12 protein-coding genes are annotated in these 17,402 nt (G+C 73.1%); 3 read left to right on the top strand and 9 right to left on the bottom strand.

All coding sequences use genetic code 11. The features are described from left to right. Window positions 1-555: 555 nt before the first annotated feature. Together ACF1BH_RS26280 and ACF1BH_RS26275 are read right to left on the bottom strand one after the other, a co-directional pair. Entirely contained in the window at window positions 556-2,217 is a 1,662-nt protein-coding gene (locus tag ACF1BH_RS26280) for a PucR family transcriptional regulator (protein ID WP_391646238.1), read from the bottom strand. A 359-nt stretch (window positions 2,218-2,576) separates the two neighbouring features. Then, window positions 2,577-4,754 carry an ATP-binding protein gene (locus ACF1BH_RS26275; RefSeq protein WP_391646236.1) on the bottom strand — a complete coding sequence of 726 codons (2,178 nt, stop codon included), beginning with the start codon at window positions 4,752-4,754 and terminating at the stop codon, window positions 2,577-2,579. Between the two features lie 241 nt (window positions 4,755-4,995). Between ACF1BH_RS26275 and gabT the strand changes: the two genes are divergently transcribed. Next, a complete protein-coding gene (gene gabT, locus ACF1BH_RS26270) occupies window positions 4,996-6,345 on the top strand; it encodes a 4-aminobutyrate--2-oxoglutarate transaminase (RefSeq protein ID WP_391646234.1) in 1,350 nt (449 codons plus the stop codon). Between the two features lie 578 nt (window positions 6,346-6,923). After that, window positions 6,924-7,622 carry a phosphatase PAP2 family protein gene (locus ACF1BH_RS26265; protein WP_391646232.1) on the top strand — a complete coding sequence of 233 codons (699 nt, stop codon included), beginning with the start codon at window positions 6,924-6,926 and terminating at the stop codon, window positions 7,620-7,622. A 145-nt stretch (window positions 7,623-7,767) separates the two neighbouring features. Here the strand turns inward: ACF1BH_RS26265 and ACF1BH_RS26260 are convergent, their stop codons facing one another. From ACF1BH_RS26260 to ACF1BH_RS26230, 7 genes are all read right to left on the bottom strand, one after another. Beyond that, window positions 7,768-8,220 carry a hypothetical protein gene (locus ACF1BH_RS26260; protein ID WP_391646230.1) on the bottom strand — a complete coding sequence of 151 codons (453 nt, stop codon included), beginning with the start codon at window positions 8,218-8,220 and terminating at the stop codon, window positions 7,768-7,770. Window positions 8,221-8,563: 343 nt separating this feature from the next. Beyond that, window positions 8,564-9,988, bottom strand: coding sequence for an NAD(P)/FAD-dependent oxidoreductase (locus tag ACF1BH_RS26255; protein WP_391646228.1), 1,425 nt, complete (start codon window positions 9,986-9,988; stop codon window positions 8,564-8,566). Between the two features lie 5 nt (window positions 9,989-9,993). Continuing rightward, window positions 9,994-10,833 carry an ABC transporter permease gene (locus tag ACF1BH_RS26250; protein WP_391646226.1) on the bottom strand — a complete coding sequence of 280 codons (840 nt, stop codon included), beginning with the start codon at window positions 10,831-10,833 and terminating at the stop codon, window positions 9,994-9,996. Further along, the gene (locus tag ACF1BH_RS26245) at window positions 10,833-11,765 is read right to left on the bottom strand and encodes an ABC transporter permease (protein WP_391646224.1); all 933 of its coding nucleotides are present in this window, start codon (window positions 11,763-11,765) and stop codon (window positions 10,833-10,835) included. Before ACF1BH_RS26245 ends, ACF1BH_RS26250 begins: the two co-directional genes overlap by 1 nt. Next, window positions 11,762-12,922 (bottom strand): ABC transporter ATP-binding protein, encoded by a 1,161-nt coding sequence (locus ACF1BH_RS26240; protein ID WP_391646221.1) that lies wholly within the window; start codon window positions 12,920-12,922, stop codon window positions 11,762-11,764. Before ACF1BH_RS26240 ends, ACF1BH_RS26245 begins: the two co-directional genes overlap by 4 nt. A 123-nt stretch (window positions 12,923-13,045) precedes the next feature. After that, window positions 13,046-14,296: a spermidine/putrescine ABC transporter substrate-binding protein gene (locus ACF1BH_RS26235; RefSeq protein WP_391646219.1), complete on the bottom strand. Its 1,251-nt coding sequence runs from the start codon at window positions 14,294-14,296 to the stop codon at window positions 13,046-13,048. Between the two features lie 711 nt (window positions 14,297-15,007). Further along, window positions 15,008-16,525: a gamma-aminobutyraldehyde dehydrogenase gene (locus ACF1BH_RS26230; protein ID WP_391646217.1), complete on the bottom strand. Its 1,518-nt coding sequence runs from the start codon at window positions 16,523-16,525 to the stop codon at window positions 15,008-15,010. Between the two features lie 200 nt (window positions 16,526-16,725). Here ACF1BH_RS26230 and ACF1BH_RS26225 point away from each other — a divergent pair, with 200 nt between their 5' ends. Beyond that, window positions 16,726-17,337, top strand: coding sequence for an NADAR family protein (locus ACF1BH_RS26225; protein WP_391646215.1), 612 nt, complete (start codon window positions 16,726-16,728; stop codon window positions 17,335-17,337). The last annotated feature ends 65 nt before the right edge of the window (window positions 17,338-17,402 follow it).

The following is a 17,402-nucleotide window of genomic DNA, read 5'->3' as shown; positions in this document are numbered from 1 at the left end:
GAGCAGATCCGCGCTGTCGACTCTGCCCCCACCGTAGGGGTGCGAGGCCGCCGTGGCGTTTGTCCGAAGCGGCGCAATCCGTCGGTGTGTCTCTCCGCGGTGGACGAGGCAGGGGCGGCGCCTGGGGACGGCATGGGGCGGGGGGGCCGGCGTGGGTGGGGCGGACTGACGGCCTGTGGGGGAGCGCGTGGGCCCGTGGGGCGCACCTGGAGGTGCGGTGAGCTCGGGGCAGTTGGTGCCCCATGCGCCATGGCACATGACGCACGGGGCGGTGACACGTGGCGCGCGTGGTGGGTTCACCGGTCTCCCCCTTCCCGCCCGAGGCTCGGCGCCTCCGCATGGGGCGGCGGACCACCGGCGGCGTCCGGACCCGTGCATGGCAACGGCTCGCGCCCCATGCGCGGAGGAGACGGGGCGCGCCGCACAGCTGTAGGCCCGCCCCGTGGCCCATGCCCCGTGGCCCATGCCCCGTGCCCCGTGCCCCGTGCCCCGTGCCCCGTGCCCCGTGCCCCGTGCCCCGTGCCCCGGCGGAGGGTGCGGACGGGGCCGGTGGGCTCACTCCCCCGGCGTTCCCGGTGTGCCCCGTGTCTCCTCGCTCTCCGAGGTCGCTTTGAGGGCGAGCCACAGCTCCATCCGGACGTCCGCGTCGTCCAGCGAGCGGCCCAGGATCTCCTCCACGCGACGCATCCGGTACCGCAGAGTGTGGCGGTGCACCCCGAGGTCGGCGGCGGCGGCGTCCCACTGTCCGTGCCGGGAGAGCCAGGCACGGAGCGAGGCGACCAGATCGCCCCGGCCGGTCGCGTCGTGCTGCCGCAGGGCGCGCAGCAGCCCGTCGGCGAAGGCGCGGACGGCGTCGTCGGCGAGCAGCGGGAGGACGGAGCCGGCGGCGACATCCTCGTGCTCGATGAGTGCGCGGCTCCGTCGGCGGGCTACGGAGAGTGCCTGTTCGGCCTGGCGGTGCGCGGTCGGCGCGCCGGCGGGGCCGGTCGGGGCGGAGAGCCCGGCCGCCAGCAGCTCACCGCCGTACGGGGCCTCCCCACGGGGCACCGCACCACGCGGCGCGGGCGACGGGTCCGGGCGGTCCTCGATGTCCACGGCGAAGCGGGAACACGCATCGGCCGCGGCTCCGCCGTCGGCGACGAGCGCCGTCAACCGCCCCGTCTCGGGGACCACGAGCACCGCCTCCCCCGTACGGGCGGCGGCGGACTCCAGGGCGTCCGCGAGGCCGTGGAGCACACCGGGCCCCGTCTCGCCGGCGCCGCCGTCCGCAGCCACCGGTTCGGCGACCAGCACCCGGAACGGGGCCTCCAGCAGACCTCCGTAGAGCCGTCCCGCCACGGACCGTGCATGGTCCGGCTCGCCGACCAGCAGCATCTTCAACACGGCGGAGGCGAGCCGGGCCTCGGCGTCCTGGAGTGCGCGGGAACGCTCCGTGGCGAGTGTCAGAAGGGCCACGGCGGAGTGGACGGCGTAGCGCTCCGCCGTTCCCAGGGCCGCGCCCGTACCGACGGCGAGGACGCCCCGTGCCCGCCGCCCCGTGCCCAGTGACTGGAGTTCGACGCGGTCGTCGCCCTCCGCCGCGCTGATCACCGCGCTGGCGGGCGCGGGACGCTCACGCAGCCGGGCGACGTCGGCGGTGAGCCGGGCGGCGCGGCGGGCCGCCCATTCGGGCGCGGCGGCCAGCACGGCGCCGGACGCGTCGTACAGCGCGGCCCAGCCGTCCAGGTGAGCGGCGAGCCGGGCCAGCAGGTCGGCCGGGCCCTCGGCGCTCAGCGCGGCGCGGGTCAGTTCCCGCTGTGCCTCGAACCCCGCGGTCACGGCGCGGTACTGGTCGGCGGCGACGGCGGCGGAGACGGCCTTGCTGATGGCGATGAACGGGGTCCGGCGGGGCACGCCGAACAGCGGCAGCCCCTCGGCTCGTGCCGCCGCGACGAGTGCGTCGGGTACCTCGTCGTAGTTGACGCCGATCGCGAAGCCGAGGCCGATGACGCCCGCGCGGGCCACCCGGTGTACGTAGGCGCGCGCGGCCTCCTCGTCCTCGGCATCCAGTTTCAGCGCGGTGATCAGCAGCAGCTCACCGCCCTCCATGTAGGGCACCGGGTCGATCAGCTCACTGGCGTGGGCCCAGCGGACGGGGACGTCGAGCCGGTCCTCGCCCGCGAGCACGGTCAGCTTGAGCGCGGTGTGGTTGACCAGGGAGGCAAGGGTGTGCGGCATGGAACCTTCGACGGCGACGGGGGCCTGTGGCCGCCGCCGGTGGGGCGGAGGCGGCACCGCCCGGGGTTTGGCCGTCCCGTATGAACGGTCGCTACCGATTCTGCCTCAGCGGCGGCCGGAGCAGCCGGGCGGCACGGGCGCCCGCCAGGGCCCATGCCCTCCGGAGGCGCCCCATGCCGCGCCGCGTGGCGGGCATCCGCCAGGCGTGTGACCGTACGGGGTCGAAGTGCGGACGAAGCGAGCGAGGACGTGGCGCCTCGCACGGGGCGGCGCGGCCCCATGCGGGCCCTCTGCGGGCCCCGCATGGGGCAGCTGCATGCCTCTGCGGCCCGCCCGGCATGGGGCAGGCCGTCCCGCCGCTACCTCCCCAGATCAACCAGAACCGGTGGCGCGTGTTCGCCGCGCACCGAGGTGACCGACAGCACCGCATGGCCGGGTGGGACGGCGTTGGCGAGGTCGGAGGCGGACCAGCGTTCACGCTCGACGGTGCGGACGGTGATCGCCTTGGCCGTGGCCGCCTTGCCCGTGACGACGCGGCGGAGCGCGTGGAACACCTTGCCTGCGGTGCTGTACGCGATGATCTGCCGGTCGGTGACGTCGCGGGTCTCCACCCACTCCTTGCCCCACACCTCGGCGAACCGCGCCCCGTCCCAGGTCGTGACCCCGGCGAACGCCATCCGGCACCCGACCGCACCGAGCAGTGCGCTGCGCAGAGCCTCGGGGACGTCGTCCAGCGCACGGAGCGTCAGCACCACGCCCGCGTTGGCCGCCCGCAGCCGCTGCAGGCCCCGTAGCGCCTCGGCGGTGATCGTGTGCGCCGCCTCGTCGAGGACCAGGCAGGCGAAGAGCGAACGGTCGGTGCGGGCCACCGCGGACTCGGTGAACTGGGCCAGCACCAGTCGGGCGAGGATCCTCGACGCCTCGGCATGGCCCCGTTCCGGAAGCTCCACACGCACCCGCAGCGGCTGGTCGAGGGAGCGCAGCGACACCTGGCGGGTGCGCCCCGTGGTGTCGAAGAACCCGGCGAAGGCGGGACGGTCCAGCAGCGCGATCCGGTCGGCGAGCAGCGTCCCCACGTCGTCCGGCCGCTCGGCCTGCCGGGCGCGGGCGTCCAGTTCGCGCAGTTGCGCCGTGGCGCCGGCGGCACGCAGCGCCTCCCGCAGCTCCGTCACCGGCTCCTGCGCACCGTCGAGGAGTTCGCGCAGCTCCGGCACGGACGGGAAACGGCCGTGGGCGGTGCGGAACGGGCCGAGGAGCTGCCCGAGTGCGGTCGCCGCGCGCCGGCCGTCAGCGCCGGGCTGACCGGTCGCCAGATCGCCGGCCAGCGCCTCGGCGAGGATGCCGGCCGCCTCGTCGGGGTCGCTGGTGCCGCCGTAGAGATCGAGGTCGGTGTCCTGGCCGGGACGGCCGACGCGGACCACCACGTCGAAGGCGTCATCGGGGCCGAGGTCCGCGCCCACGGGGCCGACGGCGACGACGGCACACCGCCGGGCGAGCGCCTGGAGGCACATCGACTCGACGACCGGCTTGAGCACCCGGCTGGTCTTGCCGCTGCCGGACGGGCCGACGGCGAGCAGCGAGGTGCCCAGCAGGCCCGGGTCCAGCGCGAGTCCGGCGCCGCGGTGCTGGTGCGGGTTGCGTTCGTGGTCGGCGGCGACACCGATGCGTACCTGGTGCGCCAGAAGGTCGTGGTGGGCGGTCCGGCGGGCGAGGTCACGTGCGCCGGACGGATGCGCATCGGTGGCGGCGCCGTGCCGCAGGACGGTGTCGGTGAAGGACGCGACGCCGCCCGCGCGGCCCCGTGCGGCGCGCCATGCGTGGTCGATGCGGGCGACATCGACGTCGTTCATCCGCCCCGCGCGGGCCTCGGCGGCGAGTTTGTCGGCGGCGTCGACGGCGCCCGCGGCACGCATCTCGGGCCACTGCGCACGGTCCACGGCCGGTTCGGGCTTAGCCACGGGCGCGCCCTCCCGCATCCGCCGCAGCAATGGACCCGCCACCCGGCCGAGGAGTTCGGGCCAGCGCCCCAGACGGCCGAAGACGACGGCGATGCCCGCGATCCACAGCCCGTAGTACGCCCAGGAGGCGATGGCGTACGCCATCTCGTCTCCTGGAGTTGCCGCGGCCTGCCACGAGTCCGGGACAAGGAGGAACATGGGCCATGCCCAGTAAGGCCCCAGATATCCGTTCCACAACAACGACCACAGCAGCCACCCGCACAGGCCCGAGATGACCGCGCCGCTGATCAGCTGGCGCAACGGGGCGCGGTCCGGGTCGGCCGCGGGGCGGGGGCGGTGGCCGTACGTCCAGATGCCCGGTGCGGCGGCGGGGCGGGGGGTACGCAGCCAGCGCAGGACCGGGGGTTCGGGCGCTGCCTCGTGCGGGGTGCGCGGCGGCGCCACGGGGGGCTGCGGGGCGGCCGCCGACGGGGCGGCGGGCGGTGCCGCGGGGCGCGGGACGGTGGGTTCGGGTCGGGGTGCTCCGTGCGGTGGCGGCGGAACGGTGTGCGGTGCGTCGTGCGTGCCCTCGGTGTCCATCCGGTGCCCCTTGTCCCCCTTGGACGGTGCCTGCGTCGTTCGTGGACCGTGCCCGCGTCGTGGACCGTGCGGGTGCGGTACGCCGCCGCTCAATCTACTGGCCCCGCGCCGTCGCTATGTCCGGCGCGGACAACGCAACACGCGCACTTCTCCCGAACGGAACATGCCAGACCCGGCCCACCGCCCCTAGCCTGCGAGAAAAGACCTTTCGTACGTCCCCTTCCACCCCCAGGAGACTGCCATGACCGAACTGTCCGGAGGCCCCGCCCTCCCCCAGGAGCGTCGCGTCGTCACCGCGATCCCCGGCCCCAAGTCGCAGGCGCTGTGGAAGCGTAAGCAGGCCACCGTGGCGGGTGGCGTCGGTGCGGTGCTGCCCGTCTTCATCAAGCGCGCCGGCGGCGGTGTCCTGGAGGACGTCGACGGCAACTCCCTCATCGACTTCGGCTCCGGCATCGCCGTGACGTCGGTCGGCAACAGCGCCGAGGCCGTGGTGCGCCGCGCCACGGCGCAGCTCGCGGACTTCACCCACACCTGCGCCATGGTCACGCCGTACGAGCCGTACGTCGAGGTGTGTGAGCAGCTCGCGGAGCTGACGCCGGGCGACCACGCGAAGAAGTCCGCGCTGTTCAACTCGGGCGCGGAGGCGGTGGAGAACGCGGTGAAGATCGCCCGCGCCTACACCAAGCGCCCGGCGGTCGTCGTGTTCGACCACGGCTACCACGGCCGTACGAACCTCACGATGGCGCTGACCGCGAAGAACATGCCGTACAAGCAGGGGTTCGGCCCGTTCGCGCCCGAGGTGTACCGGGTGCCGCTGGCCTACCCGTACCGCTGGCTGACCGGCCCGGAGAACTGTGCGCAGGAGGCTGCCGAGCAGGCCATCACGCAGATCACCAAGCAGATCGGCGCGGAGAACGTCGCGGCGATCATCATCGAGCCCGTGCTCGGTGAGGGCGGCTTCATCGAGCCGGCGAAGGGCTTCCTGCCCGCCATCGCGAACTTCGCGAAGGAGAACGGCATCGTCTTCGTCGCCGACGAGATCCAGTCCGGGTTCTGCCGCACGGGGCAGTGGTTCGCGTGCGAGGACGAGAACATCGTTCCGGACCTGATCACCACTGCCAAGGGCATCGCCGGCGGTCTGCCGCTGGCCGCGGTCACCGGCCGTGCCGAGATGATGGACGCGGCGCACGCGGGCGGCCTCGGCGGCACGTACGGCGGCAACCCGGTGGCGTGCGCGGCGGCGCTGGGCTCCATCGAGACCATGCGTGAGCTGGACCTGAACGCCAAGGCCCGCCGGATCGGCGAGGTCATGAAGGCGCGCCTGGACACGATGGCGGAGAAGTTCGACATCATCGGCGAGGTCCGCGGCCGCGGCGCGATGATCGCGATCGAGCTGGTCAAGTCCGGTTCGAAGGAGCCGAACGCGGAGGCCACCGCCGCGCTCGCGAAGGCGTGCCACCAGGAGGGCCTGCTGGTGCTGACCACCGGTACGTACAGCAACGTGGTGCGTTTCCTGCCGCCGCTGGTCATCGGAGAGGACCTGCTCAACGAGGGCCTGGACATCCTCGAGGCGGCGCTCGCGGCACTCTGATCCGGCTCCCGTACGGGGGCGGCAGCACCCCCGCCGGCAGATACGGCACCTCGGCCCGGGGCGCGGCACGGACCGCGTCCCGGGCCGACGTGTGTGCGGGGCCCCGTGCGGCGGCCCCGTGCGGCGGCCCCGTGCGGGCGCCCCATGCGGGGGCGCGGGGCCGGGGCACGAGAGCCCCGTGCAGGTCGGAGAGATCGCAGCGTGAAGAAGATGTGCGAGGGCGATGGCGGCCGGGTGATCCAGCTGTCGGGCGCGTTCCGGGTGCCGTACGGTTTCTGCAGATGAGAGATACACCCCGCTCGCAGGGGACTGCGGGCGACGCCCGGTCGGTGCATCACCGGCTCCGACCAGGCCGTGCCCTCGCGCACGACTCCGGGGCCTCCGGCTCCGGGAATCCTCACCGATCGGACGGCCGCCCGCCCCAGACCCCCCGGGGCGCGCGGTACCCCGATCCGCGCGGCCGCCTCGGAATCACCCCCCCTGTTCCGAGGCGGCCGATTTCTCTGCCCGGACACGGCGGCCCCGCCGGCGGACGCCCTCGGTACCGGTGCACCGCCCAGGCCCTGTTCTGCCTGCTGGTGTTCGCGCTGCTGACCTGGCAGGTGGCCACGCACGGGGCGCTGCGGACGCTGGACGAGCGGTACGGCCTCGCACTCGGCGGAAGCGCCCTCCCGGCACCGGTCGCCCAGTTCTTCGCCGATCTCGGCAACATCACCGTCGCGCTGCCGGTTCTCCTGGTGGCGGTGGCGGGGGCGCTCTGGCGCTCCGTCCGGGCCCAGCGGCGCGCACGGGGCACCGGCACCAGCCCGCAGGAGGCGCCGGACGCGGTGGAGGGCCCCGGCCCCGTTCCCGTGCCGGTGCGTCGCTGGCTGCCGCCGCTCGCCGCGCTCGGGACGATGGCCCTCGTACCGGCGATGGTCGTTCCCGCGAAGGTCTGGATCGGGCGTCCGGGGCCGCCGCGCATGGCGGGCGCGCCCCATGACGGGTTCTTCCCTTCCGGTCATGCCGCCACCGCCGCGGTCGCGTACGGCCTCGTGGCGCTGCTGCTCCTGCACGAGCGGCGGCGGTCCGCCCGCACCGTGCACGGGCCCGGCGCGGCGCTCCTCGCCGGAGCCGTCGTCCTGCTGAACGTCGGTGTCGGCGTGGGGCTGGTCCGGCAGGGCTACCACTGGCCGCTGGACGTGGTGGCGAGCTGGTGTCTGTCCGGGGTGGTGCTGACGCTCTGGTCGGCGGTCTGCGCCCGATGGTACGAGGCCGGGGGTGCGGGGCGGCGCTGACCCGTGGCCCCGCGCTTCCCTCCCCAGGCGCGCCTATGCGCCGTGGAGCGCCGCGTAGGCGCGGGACGCCGCGCACGCCCCAGGCATGGTGCAACGCCGCCGCATGGTGCGGCGCGCGCCGTGCCTCGTCCGGTATCCGTTCCCGTCAGGTGTCGCGGGCGAGTACCGCTGCCGCTTCGTGCAGGGCGAGTTCGAGGAGACCGGGGTCGTTGAGCGTGCCCCGGCCATCAGGAGGAACGATCCAGCGGACGCCTCCGGTGGCCCGGCCCGGGTACGGGACGACGATCCAGGTCCCCTGCCCCACGCCCCGTACACCGGTGCCCAGCCAGCGCGTGGCGGTGCCCGGCGGGACGAAGAAGCCCATGCGGGAGTCCCCGAAATCGGCCAGGACGGGGCCGGGACGAGGTGTCACCCAGGTCAGGACGTCGAGGGTGGGGTAACCGAGTTTCCCGTCGACGATCAGTACGTCCCACCGCCTGCCGGCCGGGAGGAGAACCACCCCCAGCGGGCTGCGTTCCCATTCCCACCGGCAAGCATCGGGATCGGGTGCTGCCGATACCAGCCACTCCACTGCACGCTTCGCCCCCGCGGCGTTCATGTCTCTTCCTCGCTCTCCCGGCCCGTTCGGGCAGGTCCCCGGGGAGAGGGCGCGGGGGCGGCATCCTTACGCGGGTCCGTGGAACATTTTTCCGCCGGTGTGTGCGGTCGGGAAGATGAGGGCGCGGGAGGCCCACCGCGCACGGGCACGGCAGGGCGTCGACCGAGCGACGGCGGGCCGTTTACGCGACGACAGCCGGTGTGCGGGGAGGCGGCGCCCCGTGTGACCGGCTGTCCCGGCAAGCACCCGCCGCATGGGGCGCGGGCCCCATGCGGCAGCTCCGGGCCGGGCCCCATGCGGCGGCTCCAGGCCGGGCCCCATGCGGCAGCGGTCGTGCCAGATCTCAGCTGTCGAAGCCGAGGCCCGCCTTGTCCATCGCCCGCAGCCACAGGTTGCGGTGCCCGTCGCGGCTGTCGGCCCGCGCCATCGACCACTGGGTGATCCCGATCCCGGCCCAGCGCAGCGGCTCGGGCGGGAACGGCAGAGGCTTGCTGCGGACCATCTCCAACTCGGTGCGTTCGGTGCGCTCCCCGGAGAGGAGGTCGAGCATCACATCGGCGCCGAAGCGGGTGGCGCCCACGCCGAGGCCGGTGTAGCCCGCGGCGTACGCGACGCGCCCCTTGTGCGCGGTGCCGAAGAAGGCGGAGAAGCGGGAGCAGGTGTCGATGGCGCCGCCCCATGCGTGGCTGAAGCGGACCCCTTCCAGCTGGGGGAAGCACTGGAAGAAGTGCCGGGCGAGCTTGGCGTAGGTGGCGGGGTGGTGGTCGTACTCGGCCCGTACGCCGCCGCCGTAGCGATAGACGATGTCGTAGCCGCCCCACAGGATGCGGTGGTCGGCAGTGAGGCGGAAGTAGTGGAAGTGGTTGTTGCTGTCGGAGAGGCCCTGGCGGCCGCGCCAGCCGATGGCGGCGCGCTGCTCCTCGGTGAGCGGTTCGGTCATCAGCGCGTGGTCGTAGACCGGGACGACGTACGGGCGTACGCGCCGCAGCAGGGACGGGAAGGCGTTGGTGCCGAGGGCGACCTGGCGCGCGAAGACGCGGCCGTAGGGGGTGCGCACGGCCATGCCGCCGCGGTACGGGGCGAGGTCCGTGGCGCGGGTGTGTTCGTGGAAGCGGACGCCGAGGTCGCGGCAGGCGCGCTTCAGGCCCCATGCGAGGCGCGCGGGGTTCAGCATGGCGACGCCTTCGCGGTCCCAGAGGCCGGCATGGAAGGTCGGTGAGTCGACCTCGGCGCGCAGGGCGTCGCGGTCGAGGAAGGTGTACCGGTCGCCGTGGCCGAGGCGGGCCGCGTCCTCGGCTGCCTCCTCCAGTTCGGCGATCTGGTGCGGCCGGGTCGCGATGTCGATCTCACCGGTGCGTTCGAAGGCGCAGTCGATGCCGTGGCGGGTGACGGTGTCCGCGATGGCGTCGAGGTTGCGCAGGCCGAGTTCTTCGAGGCGGGCGAGTTCGCCGGGCCAGCGGGCGAGGCCGTTGCCGAGGCCGTGGGTGAGGGAGGCGGCGCAGAAGCCGCCGTTGCGTCCGGAGGCGGCCCAGCCGGTTTCGGCGCCCTCGATGAGCAGGACGTCGCGGTGCGGGTCACGTTCCTTGGCGAGCAGCGCGGTCCACAGTCCCGAGTAGCCGCCGCCGACGACGAGGAGGTCGCAGTCGGTGTCGCCGGTGAGGGCGGGCAGTGCGGCGGGGCGGTCGGGGTCGTCGAGCCAGAACGGGGCGGGGGTGGCGTCCGCGAGGGCGTGGACGGGGGACGGGGCGTTCATGGCAGCTCGTGCCATGGTTCTCAGCTCCTCTTTCTGCGTGCGCCGGCCAGTTGGCCGACGACGACGCACACGACGGCGATGAGGAACATCGCCGTACCGATGACATTGATCTGAACGGGCGTGCCCCGCTGTGCCGATCCCCAGACGAACATGGGGAAGGTCACGGTGGAGCCGGCGTTGAAGTTGGTGATGATGAAGTCGTCGAAGGAGAGCGCGAAGGAGAGCAGCGCGCCCGAGGCGATGCCGGGGGCGGCGATCGGCAGCGTCACCCGCAGGAAGGTCTGTACGGGGGTGGCATAGAGGTCCTGGGCGGCCTGCTCCAGGCGCGGGTCCATGCTCATCACGCGGGCCTTGACGGCGGTGACGACGAAGCTCAGGCAGAACATGATGTGGGCGATGAGGATCGTCCAGAAGCCGAACTGGATGCCCATGTTGAGGAAGAGGGTGGCCAGCGACGCGGCCATGACGACCTCGGGCATCGCCATCGGCAGGAAGATCAGGGTGTTGACGGTGGAGCGGGCGCGGAAGCGGTAGCGGGCCAGGGCGAAGGCGATCATGGTGCCGAGGGCGGTGGCGCCGAGCGTGGCCCAGACGGCTATCCGCAGGCTGAGGCCGAGGGAGCCGCAGAGGTCGGCGACGCCGCACGGATCGGTCCAGGCGTCGGTTGAGAAGCGCTGCCACTGGTAGTTGAAGCGGCCGTTGGGCTTGTTGAACGAGAAGATCAGGACGATGACGTTGGGCAGGACCAGATAGGCCAGCGTGCACAGTCCGGCGATCGTGACGAGGTGGCGGCGGAGCCTGCCGGGGCGCCGCACGGTGCGGGCGCGTGGGGCGGCGTCGGTGGTCTCGTAGGTGGTCATCAGACCAGGTCCTCCGTCCCGGACTTGCGGATGTAGAAGGTGACCATGGCGAGGATCGCCGCCATGAGGAGGAACGAGAGCGCGGCGGCGGTGGGGTAGTCCAGGACGCGCAGGAACTGCGACTGGATGACGTTGCCGATCATCTTCTGGTCGGTGGAGCCGAGGAGTTCGGCGTTGATGTAGTCACCGGTGGCGGGGATGAAGGTCAGCAGGGTACCGGCGACGACGCCCGGCATGGACAGCGGGAACGTCACCCGGCGGAAGGTGGTGGCGGGGCGGGCGTAGAGGTCGCCGGCGGCCTCGTGCAGCCGGGGGTCGATGCGTTCCAGCGAGGTGTAGAGCGGCAGGACCATGAACGGCAGGAAGTTGTACGTCAGACCGCAGACGACGGCGAGCGGGGTGGCCAGGACCCGGTGGCCGTCGGTGAGGCCGAGCCAGCTGGTGACGTCCAGGAGGTGGAGCGCGTTCAGGGCGCCCACCACGGGGCCGCCGTCGGCGAGGATCGTCTTCCAGGCGAGGGTGCGGATGAGGAAGCTGGTGAAGAACGGGGCGATGACGAGGATCATCACGAGGTTGCGCCAGCGTCCGGCCTTGAAGGCGATGAGGTAGGCGAGCGGGTAGCCGAGCAGCAGGCACAGCCCCGTCGCGGTGGCGGCGTAGAGCACGGAGCGGACGAACTGCGGCCAGTACTGGACGAGCGCGTCCCAGTAGGTGGCGAGGTGCCAGGTGACGCGGAAGCCGTCCTCCAGCGAGCCGGTCTGCAGCGACGTCGACGCCTGGTAGACGAGCGGGGCGGCGAAGAAGACCAGGAGCCAGGCGATACCGGGCAGCAGCAGCCAGTACGGGACGAGCCGTTTGCGCAGGGGCGGCGTGCGGACCTCGGGCGGCGCGTCCTCGGGGGCGGGCGCGGGGGCCTCGGTGACGGTGCTCATGCGGCCTCCTCGTCGGTGTCGGCGCCGGCGCTGATGTCCTGGGCGGCGTCGAGGCCGAAGGTGTGCGCGCCGCTCCAGTGCGCGACGACGTCGGCGCCGGGCACGAGGCGGCCGTCGCGGGCGATGTTCTGCTCGTAGACGGCGAGTTCGCCGACGCCGGGGACATCGAGGAGGTACTGCGTGGAGACGCCGATGAACGCGGCGTCCTTGATGCGGCCGAGCAGCCGGTTGTGGGCTTCGGGAACGGTGTCGTCGGGGTGGGCCAGGGCCATTTTCTCGGGGCGGACCCCGGCGAGGAGCTTGTCCCCCGTGCGGGCGGTGCCGGGGCAGCGGCGGGCCGGAACGCGGAGCGCGCGGTCGGCGGCGCGCAGCAGCAGGTCGTCGCCGTCGACGCCGGTGACCTCGGCCTCGATGAGGTTGGAGGTGCCCAGGAAGTTGGCGACGAAGGTGGTGGCGGGGTTCTCGTAGAGGTCGGCGGGGGCGCCGAGTTGCTCGACGCGGCCGCCGTTCATCACGGCGACGGTGTCGGCCATCGTCATGGCCTCTTCCTGGTCGTGGGTGACGTGCACGAACGTGATGCCGACCTCGGTCTGGATGCGTTTGAGTTCGAGCTGCATCTGGCGGCGGAGTTTGAGGTCGAGGGCACCGAGCGGTTCGTCGAGGAGCAGCACCTGGGGGTGGTTGATCAGGGCGCGGGCGACCGCGACGCGCTGCTGCTGGCCGCCGGAGAGCTGCTGCGGTTTGCGGCGCGCCATGGGGCCGAGTTGGACGAGGTCGAGCATCTCCTCGACCTGCTTCTTCACGGACTTGATGCCGCGGCGGCGCAGCCCGAACGCGACGTTCTCGTAGATGTCGAGGTGCGGGAAGAGCGCGTAGTTCTGGAAGACGGTGTTGACGTGGCGTTTGTAGGGCGGCAGGGCGGTGACGTCCTCGCCGGAGAGTTCGACGGTGCCGGTGGTCGGGTCCTCCAGGCCGGCGATCATCCGCAGGGTGGTGGTCTTGCCGCAGCCCGACGCGCCGAGGAGGGCGAAGAAGGAGCCTGCGGGGACGGTGAGGTCGAGTGGGTGGACGGCGGTGAAGGAGCCGTACGTCTTGCTGATCCGGCGCAGGCGGACGTCGCCGCCGCTGCCGCTCTGAGGGCTTGCGGTCTTCGTCATGTCGGTCGTCCCGTGTCTCGGAGGTCGAAGCGGCGCATGGGGCAGGGGCATGGGGCCGCGGGGCGGGGCAGCGGGGGGGCGGCGCATGGGGCGCGGCGCACGGGGCCCCGTGGGGCGTGCGGGTCAGGAACCGGTGAGGTCGGAGAACTTCCGCGCGTACTCCTTGTTCTCCTCGGTGGTCAGGGCGCGGAAGGCGTGGGACCGTGCGGCCATGTCCTCGTCGGGGAGGATCAGCGGGTTGTCCGCCAGCTCTTTGTCGATCTTCGCGAGTTCGTCGCGGACGCCGTCGACGGGGCAGGTGTAGTTGATGTACGCGGCGAGCCGGGCGGCGGCCTTGGGCTCGTAGTAGTAGTCGATGAGGCGTTCCGCGTTCCGCTTGTGGCGCGCCCCGTTCGGGACCATCAGGTTGTCGGATGAGATCATGTAGCCGGCCTTGGGGACGGCGTACGCGATGTCGGGATTGTCCTTCTGGAGCTGGACGATGTCCCCGGCCCAGGCGATACAGGCGGCGAGGTCGCCCTTGTCGAGGTCGTTGGTGTAGTCGTTGCCGGTGAAGCGGCGGATCTGGCCCCGGTCGACGCCCTGCCGGATCCGGGCGAGGGCCGCGTCGTAGTCGGCGGCGGTGACGTTCTCGGGGCGTTTGCCCATGTCGAGGAGGGTCAGCCCGACGCTGTCGCGCATCTCGGAGAGGAAGCCGACGCGCCCCTTGAGGCGCGGGTCGTCCAGCAGTTGGCTGACGGAGTCGACGGTGCGGCCGCCGGTCGCCTTCTTGTTGTACGCGATGAGGGCCGGGATGCCCTGCCAGGGATAGGAGTGGGCTCGGTCGGGGTCCCAGGCGGGGCGGCGGAACTGCTCGGCGAGGTGCGCCGTGGCGTGTGGGAGGTGGGCGGGGTCGAGGCGCTGGACCCAGCCGAGGGAGATCATCCGGGCACAGAGCCAGTCGGTGAGCACGACCAGGTCGCGGCCGGTGTCCTGGCCCGCCGCGAGTTGGGCCTGGATCTTGCCGAAGAACTCGTCGTTGTCGTTGATGTCCTCGGTGTACCGGACGGTGACGCCGGTGCGGCGGGTGAACGCCTCCAGGGTGGGCCGGTGCTTGCCGTCGTCGCTGACGTCCATGTACTCGGTCCAGTTGGAGAAGGCGAGACGTTTCTCCGTGTCCGAGTGGTCGGGCGTCCGGGCCACGTCGGTGCGGCCGGCGGGTGGGATGCCGCACGCGGACAGGGCGAACGAGCCGCCGAGCGCGGTCGCGGCGAGGGCGCTCGCACGCAGCAGGGAGCGGCGGGTCAGGGCGAGCCGGCCGTCGCGCATGCTGCGCCGCGCCGCGGCGGCCTCGGGCGGGGAGAGCGGGGCGGGCTGGTGCTGGTGGTGCTCCATGCGCGGAGGCCCTTTCCAGGTGGACCGGCGTGGTGCCGGTACTGACATTGCCGCGCGGCGTCCGCGTCCGGGGGGACGGGGCGTGTCGCCGGGCGTCATGCGGAGGTTCTTCTCGGGGTGGTGCGGTGGCTCAGCGTGTGGTGCATGGGGCGCGGTGAGCGGGCGGGTGCCGGACGCAGACGGTGTGTGGCGCCCGTGCCCCGTGCCCCACGCGCGGGGCACGGGGCGGGGCGCATGGGGCGGGGCGGGCTCCACTCGCATGGGGCGCCGGGGCCCCGATGGGTCGAGACCGTGCCGGTACCGCGAGCCGGCACCCGGAGCGCGGGCCTTCGTGCCGACACCACCCGCGTGACGCGCCGCCGGCCAACCGTTCTCGCCCGTACGGCCCGATCCGAACCGGAGCCGCACCACACGGCGGGGCGCCGGCGCCCCGCCGCTCCGACCTCATGCGGGGCGCTCCGTGCAGCGCACCCCGCACACGGCTGCACACGGCTGACGGCGCGGATCCGGCCCCGGGCGCGCACCGGGACGAGACGCGCGCGGGGCACGAGGGCGCCGCATGGCGCGCCCGCGCGGGTCGCGTCCCGGCCGCGGGGCCGCATGGGGCGCCCGCCCCATGCCGCATCCACCACGCAGGACGGACGCCCGGTCGACGCTCCCTGCGGAAAGCACCCCGCAGCGCACGCCTGGCGCCGCACGTCCCGTATCGGGTTACGCCCGGTCCCCGAAGACGGTCCGGTGCCAGTCCTTCCTCGCCGTCCCGGTGATGTCGTACATGACGTGCTTGACCTGTGTGTACTCCTCGAAGGAGTAGGCGGACATGTCCTTGCCGTAGCCGGATGCCTTGGCGCCGCCGTGCGGCATCTCGCTGATGATCGGGATGTGGTCGTTGACCCACACGCAACCGGCCTTGATCTCGCGGGTGGCGCGCCCCGTGCGGTAGACGTCCCGGCTCCATGCGGAGGCGGCGAGGCCGTAGGGGGTGTCGTTGGCGAGCGCGATGCCCTCGTCGTCGCTGTCGAAGGGCAGCACCACCAGGACCGGGCCGAAGATCTCCGACTGGACGATCTCGCTGTCCTGGGGCGCTCCGGTGATCAGGGTGGGCCGGTAGTACGCGCCCTTCGCCAGGGCGCCCTGGGGGGCCTCGCCGCCGGTGACGACGGTGGCGTAGGCGCGGGCCCGGTCGACGAAGCCGGCGACGCGGTCACGCTGGGCGTGCGAGATGAGCGGGCCGAGGTCGGTGGAGCGGTCGAAGGGATCGCCGACCCGTACGGTCGCCATGAGGTCGGCGACGCCGGCCACGAACGCGTCGTAGAGGGGGCGTTGGACATACGCCCGGGTCGCGGCGGTGCAGTCCTGGCCCGAGTTGATCAGGGCGCCGGCGACCGCCCCGTGCACGGCCGCCTCCAGATCGGCGTCGTCGAAGACCACGAACGGGGCCTTGCCGCCCAGTTCGAGGTGGAGGCGTTTGACGGTGGCCGTGGCGACCTCGGCGACGCGCTTGCCGACGGCGGTCGAGCCGGTGAAGGACGTCATCGCGACGTCGGGGTGGCCGACGAGGTGTTCACCGGCGTCCCGCCCCGCGCCGGAGACGATGTTCAGGGCCCCGTCCGGCAGCCCCGCGCGCGTGGCGGCCTGCGCGAACATCAGGGAGGTCAGCGGGGTGATCTCGGCGGGCTTGAGGACGATGGTGTTCCCGGCGGCGAGCGCGGGCAGCACCTTCCACGCCGCCATCTGGAGCGGGTAGTTCCAGGGCGCGATCGAGCCGACGACGCCGACAGCCTCGCGCCGCACGGCGGAGGTGTGGTCCGGGCTGTACTCGGCCGCGGCCTTGCCCTCCAGGTGGCGGGCGGCCCCGGCGAAGAACGCGGCGTTGTCGACGGAGCCCGGTACATCGAACTCCTCGCTGAGCTTGAGGGGCTTCCCGCAGTTCAGCGACTCGGCGTGGGCGAGGTCGGCGGAGTCCTCGGCGAGCACCGCGGCGAAGCGGTGCAGCGTGTCGGAGCGCTCCCCCGGGGTGGCGCCGCTCCATGCGGGAAAGGCACGGCGCGCGGCGTCGACCGCGGCGTCCACGTCGCCGGTGCCGGCCAACGCGTAGGTGTGGATCTGCTCACCGGTTGCCGGGTCCACCACGGCCTGGGTGCGGCCCGATGTGCCGCCCCGGAGCCGTCCGTCGATGAATTGCGCACCCTCGGCAAACCGCTCGGACACATCGAATCGCTGATCCATGGTGCTCTCCTGAGCCGGTCCAGAGCCGTTCCACGGCGCGACCGGGCGTAGCTCATTGCGGAAATGATGGCCGATCCTGACAGAGCACCTGGTGGCCAACAAGGGATTCCGTAGTTTCCTTTTGGTCACGCGACGAATTCTGCGAATTCCGTGGCGCGGGCGCCCGACACGTTGTCGGTGCCCGCTGACAGAATCCCGGCATGATGCACGACGCGACGGGGACCGCACGGACCGACACCGCCGAACTACCCATGGATCTGTCCGCGCTGCGCCGCGCGGTGGCCGCGGGGCGGCGCTTCCGGTACCTCCACTTCTGGGGCCACGCCCCGCGCCGCGACGGCGCGCTCGGGCCGAGCTGCCTCAGCCAGTGGTGGCCCGCCCCGTTCACCGTCGACGGCGTCACCTACGCGACGGCGGAGCACTGGATGATGGCGGGCAAGGCGCGGCTGTTCGGCGATGCGGAGGCGGAGCGGCGGGCCGTCGAGGCGCGCCACCCCAGGGAGGCGAAGGCCGCGGGGCGCGCGGTGCGCGGTTTCGACGACGCACGGTGGCAGGAGCACCGCTTCGCGCTGGTCGTCGAGGGCAGCGTGCACAAATTCGGCAGCGATCCCGCCCTGGGGGACTTCCTGCGGGCCACCCGCAGCCGCGTCCTGGTGGAGGCCAGCCCGGTGGACCGCATCTGGGGCATCGGCCTGGCCGCCGCCGACGAGCGGGCCTCGGACCCGGCTCGCTGGCGGGGCCCCAACCTCCTCGGCTTCGCCCTGATGGAGGCCCGTCGCAGGCTTGACGCGGCAGGGACGGGGGCGGCGTAAGGCGCAGTGGTGCCGTGGCCGTTGCGCGGCCGGGACCACACCCGCGGGCGCCCGCCGCCGGCTCC

The sequence above is a fragment of the Streptomyces sp. NPDC014733 genome, assembly GCF_043083385.1.
Taxonomy (GTDB): domain Bacteria; phylum Actinomycetota; class Actinomycetes; order Streptomycetales; family Streptomycetaceae; genus Streptomyces.
This window is presented reverse-complemented; position numbering and strand designations above follow the sequence as displayed.